The sequence below is a fragment of the Verrucomicrobiota bacterium genome (assembly GCA_016871675.1).
GTDB lineage: Bacteria > Verrucomicrobiota > Verrucomicrobiia > Limisphaerales > VHCN01 > VHCN01.
On sequence record VHCN01000110.1, the window covers coordinates 1 to 5,343 of the forward strand.

General features: G+C 64.1%; 5 protein-coding genes and 1 tRNA gene. 4 read left to right on the top strand and 2 right to left on the bottom strand.

The genetic code is table 11. The annotated features are described in order from the left end of the window. The first annotated feature begins 223 nt into the window (after positions 1 to 223). Entirely contained in the window at positions 224 to 550 is a 327-nt protein-coding gene (locus FJ386_14830) for a hypothetical protein (protein MBM3877961.1), read from the top strand. A 74-nt stretch (positions 551 to 624) separates the two neighbouring features. Here the strand turns inward: FJ386_14830 and FJ386_14835 are convergent, their stop codons facing one another. Together FJ386_14835 and tal are read right to left on the bottom strand one after the other, a co-directional pair. Beyond that, on the bottom strand, positions 625 to 1,887 hold the full coding sequence (locus tag FJ386_14835; GenBank protein ID MBM3877962.1) for a hypothetical protein: 1,263 nt from the start codon (positions 1,885 to 1,887) through the stop codon (positions 625 to 627). Between the two features lie 72 nt (positions 1,888 to 1,959). Then, positions 1,960 to 2,922, bottom strand: coding sequence for a transaldolase (tal, locus tag FJ386_14840; protein MBM3877963.1), 963 nt, complete (start codon positions 2,920 to 2,922; stop codon positions 1,960 to 1,962). Positions 2,923 to 3,189: 267 nt separating this feature from the next. Between tal and FJ386_14845 the strand changes: the two genes are divergently transcribed. The 3 genes from FJ386_14845 to FJ386_14855 form a co-directional block, all read left to right on the top strand. Beyond that, positions 3,190 to 3,262 (top strand) — tRNA-Lys (locus FJ386_14845). Between the two features lie 91 nt (positions 3,263 to 3,353). Further along, the gene (locus FJ386_14850; protein ID MBM3877964.1) at positions 3,354 to 4,790 is read left to right on the top strand and encodes a Gfo/Idh/MocA family oxidoreductase; all 1,437 of its coding nucleotides are present in this window, start codon (positions 3,354 to 3,356) and stop codon (positions 4,788 to 4,790) included. A gap of 126 nt (positions 4,791 to 4,916) precedes the next feature. Continuing rightward, positions 4,917 to 5,343: alpha-keto acid decarboxylase family protein (locus FJ386_14855; protein ID MBM3877965.1), on the top strand; the 427-nt coding region annotated here is incomplete at its 3' end.

Below are 5,343 nucleotides of genomic sequence, written 5' to 3' on the forward strand. Positions count from 1 at the left end.
GAGTTTGCTTTTGTGTTCCCGACCCGCCGATCCGTAACGCGGGCGGAGGGTGGCGAGGACTTCGGCTTTGGTTTGTTCACTCATAAAGTCGTGCATGGCTCGGGTAACACCGACTTTTGGCGCAACGCCCCGTTCTCCCCCTCAAATCCTCCAGGCTCCGGTAACAATACTTTTGGCGCCGATCGCCTTCCTGACCTCACCCCAACCTTAACCGCAACAAACCATGGCCAAAGTCAAACTGTCCCTCGACCAACTCAACGCGCTGGAATTGATCCAACTCACGGACCTGATCATCTCGCGCATGACCGGCAACGCGAACTTTCCCACGCCCGCCCCCACGCTGGCATCCGTCCAGACCCAGCGCGACGCGGTCAACACCAAGAACAACCTGGTGATCGCCACGCGCACGCTTGCCGAGCAACAGACGGGCGAGGTGAACACGGCCGCGTCCGCGCTCCGGGCCTCGCTCACCGCACTCGGCAGTTACGTGGAGGGCACGAGCCTCGGCGACGAGGTGAAAATCCGCAGCAGCGGGATGGTCGTGCCGTAGGGCGGAGGGCGCGCCAGGACAAACGGCTGCGGCCCAAATGCGGCTTGCAATCGGCGGGGGGGCCGTGCCCGCCGTCAACGAATCGTCGTCGCAATGACGTCCATCGTGACCGTGCGCCCGGGGGCGACGCCGCGGACCATCACCTTGCTTGCAGCCGGGAGGCGCTTGGAATCGAGAAAGCCCGGAGGGAGCGCGTTCAATTCGTTGCTGGCCTTCTCGTCCGTGACGTAATAGGTCGCCTTGAGCATGTGGCGCGGATTGCACTCGATTTCCCGGAGCAACGTGTCGAGCGCGCCGAAGATTTCCCGGATTTGCGTGCTGGCATCGCCTCCCGCGGCGGCGTGCAAGCCGCCCACGTAAACCGTGGGCCCGTGGTTCAACACGGCCACGCGGCTGAACAGCGGCGAGGGCGTGAAGCCGGGCGGCGTCACGTAACTCAGGCTGTCCCTCACCGCGGCGGACTGGTCGCCGGTCGTCGCGATCATCTCGATCTCGATCGAGTTGGGGGCAGTCCACTCGACGAAGACCACCGGCGGGATTTGGATTTGGTTCGTGCCGAAGATCTTCGCCACTTCGGCCAGCACCGGCGCGGTGTTCGTGATCGGCGACATGAACGCCTTCAACTGGACCACGTGCTGCGGTTTGAGCAGGAGAAAATCAAGCGTGCGCTTCAAACGCTCCATGGTGCGCCGCGCGCCTTCGGTGAGGTCGCCCGCCGCGGATTGGCCGCTGATGTAAACCGAACGGGTCTTGGCGGGCAGGATGGAGACGCCCGCGGTGGGCAATCCCTTGAGCGACTTGCTGGCGATGAGCCCGGCCGCGTTGGGTTTGGGCGTTTTCTCGGTGGCGCCGACGGCATCCATCATGACGAGCGCGCCGGGGATCGTCGGAGCACTCACCACATACGTGACCGCGGGCCGTGTGCCGGCGGAGAAACGCAAGCCGAGCAGTTGCTGCACGTCGCTGACGTGCTCGGGCTTGGTGACGCAGATGTGCAGCTTGGCAATCTTGTCGAGACCGGAGTCCGCCTCCTTGAGAAGGGAATCGATCAATTCGAGGCAGCGTCCGCTTTGACGGGCAACGTCCCCGGCGTCGGTGAACTTCCCGTCGGGGCCGGCTGCCGTCACTTGCGCGGTGTGTGCAAGGTGAAACCCCGAAACGATCACCGCCGCCGAGGATCCCGTGGCGGGATTGGGCGACGCCGACCTGAGCGACGGCGCGTCGGCACCCGCGGCGGTGGCGATGACCGGGCGGTTTGCAACTGAACCAACCACAGCCGCGGCCGCCAGCGCCAGGATTCCGCGGGCGCGGAACGATAGTTTCGATGTCGGGTTCATGGAAAGCGCGACTCTGGCAGAATCCGGTCCAGCATGGCAGCATCAATTTCTGGGAAGGCGACGTCCCGCTGCTCACGCGAGCTTGGGCGCGATCCACTTCTCGAGCTTCACCGTGTCCACGGCGAACAGGCGGATGCCCTCGCCGAGTTTCTCGGTCGCCATCGCGTCCTCGTTGTGCTGCCAGCGGAATGCCTTCTCGTCGAGGTGAATCTTCTCCATCGTGCTCGCGGCCGCGAGTTCGGGTGTGAGCTTGCGCGTCACCGCGCCCGGGGTCTTTTGCATCTCCTCGAGCAGCGTCGGGCTGATCGTGAGCAGGTCGGACCCGGCGAGTTCGAGGATTTCGCCCACATTCCGGAAGCTCGCGCCCATCACCTCCGTCGCGTAGCCGAACTTCTTGTAGTAGCTGTAAATCCGCGTGACCGACTGCACGCCGGGATCTTCCGCGCCGGTGAAATCCCTGCCGGCGGCTTTCTTGTGCCAGTCAAGGATGCGCCCGACGAAAGGCGAGATGAGTTGCACGCCCGCCTCGGCGCACGCGACCGCCTGCGGGAACGAGAACAGCAGCGTGAGGTTGCATTTGATGCCGTCTGCCTTGAGGACCTCCGCCGCGCGGATGCCCTCCCACGTTGAAGCGATCTTGATGAGGATGCGCTCGCGGCCGATGCCGGCCCTGGCGTAACGCTCGATGAGCGACCGGGCCTTGGCGATGGTCGCGGCTGTATCGAATGAAAGCCGGGCGTCCACTTCCGTGCTCACGCGGTGCGGGACGATCTTCAAGATTTCCTCGCCGAACGCCACAGACAGCCGGTCGAGCGCGATACCGAGCGCGGCTTGGGCATTGCCCGCGGCTTCCTGCTTCGAGTCCGCCAGGGTCTTCTCGACGAGCGCGGCGTATTCGGGCATCTGCGCGGCCTTGAAGAGCAGGCTCGGGTTGGTTGTGGCATCGCGCGGCTGGTATTTGCGGATGCTCTCGAAGTCGCCCGTGTCGGCGACGATGAGGGAGTGTTGTTTGAGGCTGCCAAGAAGATTGCTCATGATGTCAGTCGTTTCGGGTTCGGGCTTGCTTCAGCGACGACGCAGTCTTCCACACGCCCCGTGCCGAGGCAAGGCTCGCGACAGGCGTGCCAGTCTCGCCTTCTTCTTGATCCTGATCGCAATCTTAATCCTAATCTCCCGTCGTCCTCCGCGGGGCGATCAAGATGAGGATCAGGATCACGCTTACGATCGCGCGCGGCATCGCCACGAAACCAAACGTGGCATTGACAAAGCCCCGTCTGCCCTGAATCTTCTCCGCCCTGTGCTGCCTCGGTAGCTCAATTGGTAGAGCAGCAGACTCTTAATCTGTTTGTTCTAGGTTCAAGTCCTAGCCGGGGTATCCACCAACTTCCCGCGCCGCACAGCACCGCCGCAAGCCCGCGGCTTCTCCGAAGTTGACACCCGCTTCACCCTGCGCGAACCATCTCGCCATGCAAACGCCTCCCTCGGCCCAGCCATCCCGTCGTGAATTCATCAGGACCACCGGCCAGCTTGCCACCGTCTCCGCGCTCGCGGGCGTGACGCTCCCGCACGTTCACGGCCAGGGCAGCGACCAGATTCGCGTTGCGCTCGTCGGCTGCGGCGGCCGGGGCGGCGGTGCCGCGGTCAACGCGCTGAGCCAGAGCGGCCCGCCCAAGCTCGTCGCCATGGCCGACGTGTTCGAACACCGCCTCGAGTCTGCCTTTCGCGGCCTCAAAGAAGGAAACGGCGGCCGCTTCAAGGACCAGGTGGACGTCCCGAGCGGGCGCAAGTTCATCGGCTTCGACGCCTACAAAGGCGCGATTGACTCGCTCAAGAAGGGCGACGTCGCCATCTTCACCACACCGCTCGCCTTCCGCTGGGTTCACTTCAAATACGCCATTGAGAAAGGCATCAACGTCTTCATGGAAAAGCCCGTGACCGCCGACGGCCCGACCTCGCGGCGCATGCTCGAACTCAACAAGCTCGCCAAGGCGAAAAACCTCAAGGTCGGCGTCGGCCTCATGTCCCGCCACAAAAAGTGCCTCCAACAACTCCACGCGCGCATCCATCAGGACAACGACATCGGCGACGTGCTGCTCCTGCGCGGCTACCGCATGCAGGGTCTGCTCGGCTCCGCCTTCTCCGAAAAATATCCCGGCAAGGACAACAACCTCCCCGGCAAGCCCAACGAACTGCTCTGGCAAATCTCGCGCTTCCACAGCTTCATCTGGGCGAGCGGCGGCGGCTACAGCGACTTCAACATCCACCACATCGACCACCTCTGCTGGCTCAAGAGCCCCCCTGGCAAGGAACTATGGCCCGTCAAGGCCCAAGGTGTCGGCGGCCGCACCTACCGCACCGGCCCCACTGGCAATCCCTACGTCGACCAGAACTTCGACTCCTACGCCGTCGAATACACCTTCGAAGACGGCGCGAAACTCTACATGGACGGCCGCTGCATGGTCGGCGCCGTGCCCATGTATCACAGCTTCGTCCACGGCACCAAAGGCATGGCCGTCGCAGCGAACTCGGGCGACTGCAACGGCCCCTCCAGCACGTTCAAGGGGCACGTCCGGTCACGCGAAAACCAGCTCTGGACCTCCGACACCCGGATGGCCGACGACCCGTATCACACCGAATGGCAGGTGCTCACCGACGCGATTCGCAACGACAAGCCGCACAACGAAGTGGACCGCGGCGTGATGGCCAGCGTCGCGACCTCCCTCGGCCGCTACGCCGCCCACACCGCGCAGGAAGTCACCCTCGACGAAATGCTCAACCACGAGCACGAATACTGCCCCGACGCCGACAAGCTCACCGCCGACTCCGAACCGCCCCTCAAGTCCGACGCCAACGGCCTCTACCCCGTCCCCGAGCCCGGCAAGAAGCGCAAGCGGGAGTATTAGGTAGCGCAGCCGCCTGGCCGCGAATTGGCGAACCATTTACGATGAGTTCGCGCCCGAAAACTTCGAGACCCCGTCGCTGCGGCATTGAGTGAAACGCCAGGCTCGTGCTAGCTTCGGGCCGTCCTCATGGCACCCACGATCGGCGATTATCTTATCGCGCGGCTGCACGCGCTCGGGGCGGGGCACGTCTTCGGGATTCCGGGCGATTACGTGCTCGGCTTCTACGACCAGCTCGTCGCCAGTCCGCTCAAGATCATCAACACGTGCGACGAGCAGGGCGCAGGGTTCGCCGCCGACGCCTACGCGCGCGTGCGCGGGCTGGGCGTGGTCTGTGTCACGTATTGCGTGGGCGGGTTGAAGGTCGCGAACCCGACAGCGGAGGCGTTTGCGGAGAAATCGCCGGTGGTCGTCATCAGCGGCGCGCCGGGCATCAAGGAACGGCTCAAGGATCCCCTGCTGCATCACAAGGTCCGGGAGTTCGACACGCAGAAGAAGGTGTTCGACCAGATCACCGTCGCGAGCACCGTGCTGAGCGACCCGCAGACGGCGTTTC

Excerpts from the sequence above, each read along its gene's own strand:
- FJ386_14830 (MBM3877961.1), top strand. The coding sequence starts at position 224 with ATGGCCAAAGTCAAACTGTCCCTCGACCAACTCAACGCGCTGGAATTG.
- FJ386_14835 (MBM3877962.1), bottom strand. The coding sequence starts at position 1,887 with ATGAACCCGACATCGAAACTATCGTTCCGCGCCCGCGGAATCCTGGCG.
- tal (MBM3877963.1), bottom strand. The coding sequence starts at position 2,922 with ATGAGCAATCTTCTTGGCAGCCTCAAACAACACTCCCTCATCGTCGCC.
- FJ386_14850 (MBM3877964.1), top strand. The coding sequence starts at position 3,354 with ATGCAAACGCCTCCCTCGGCCCAGCCATCCCGTCGTGAATTCATCAGG.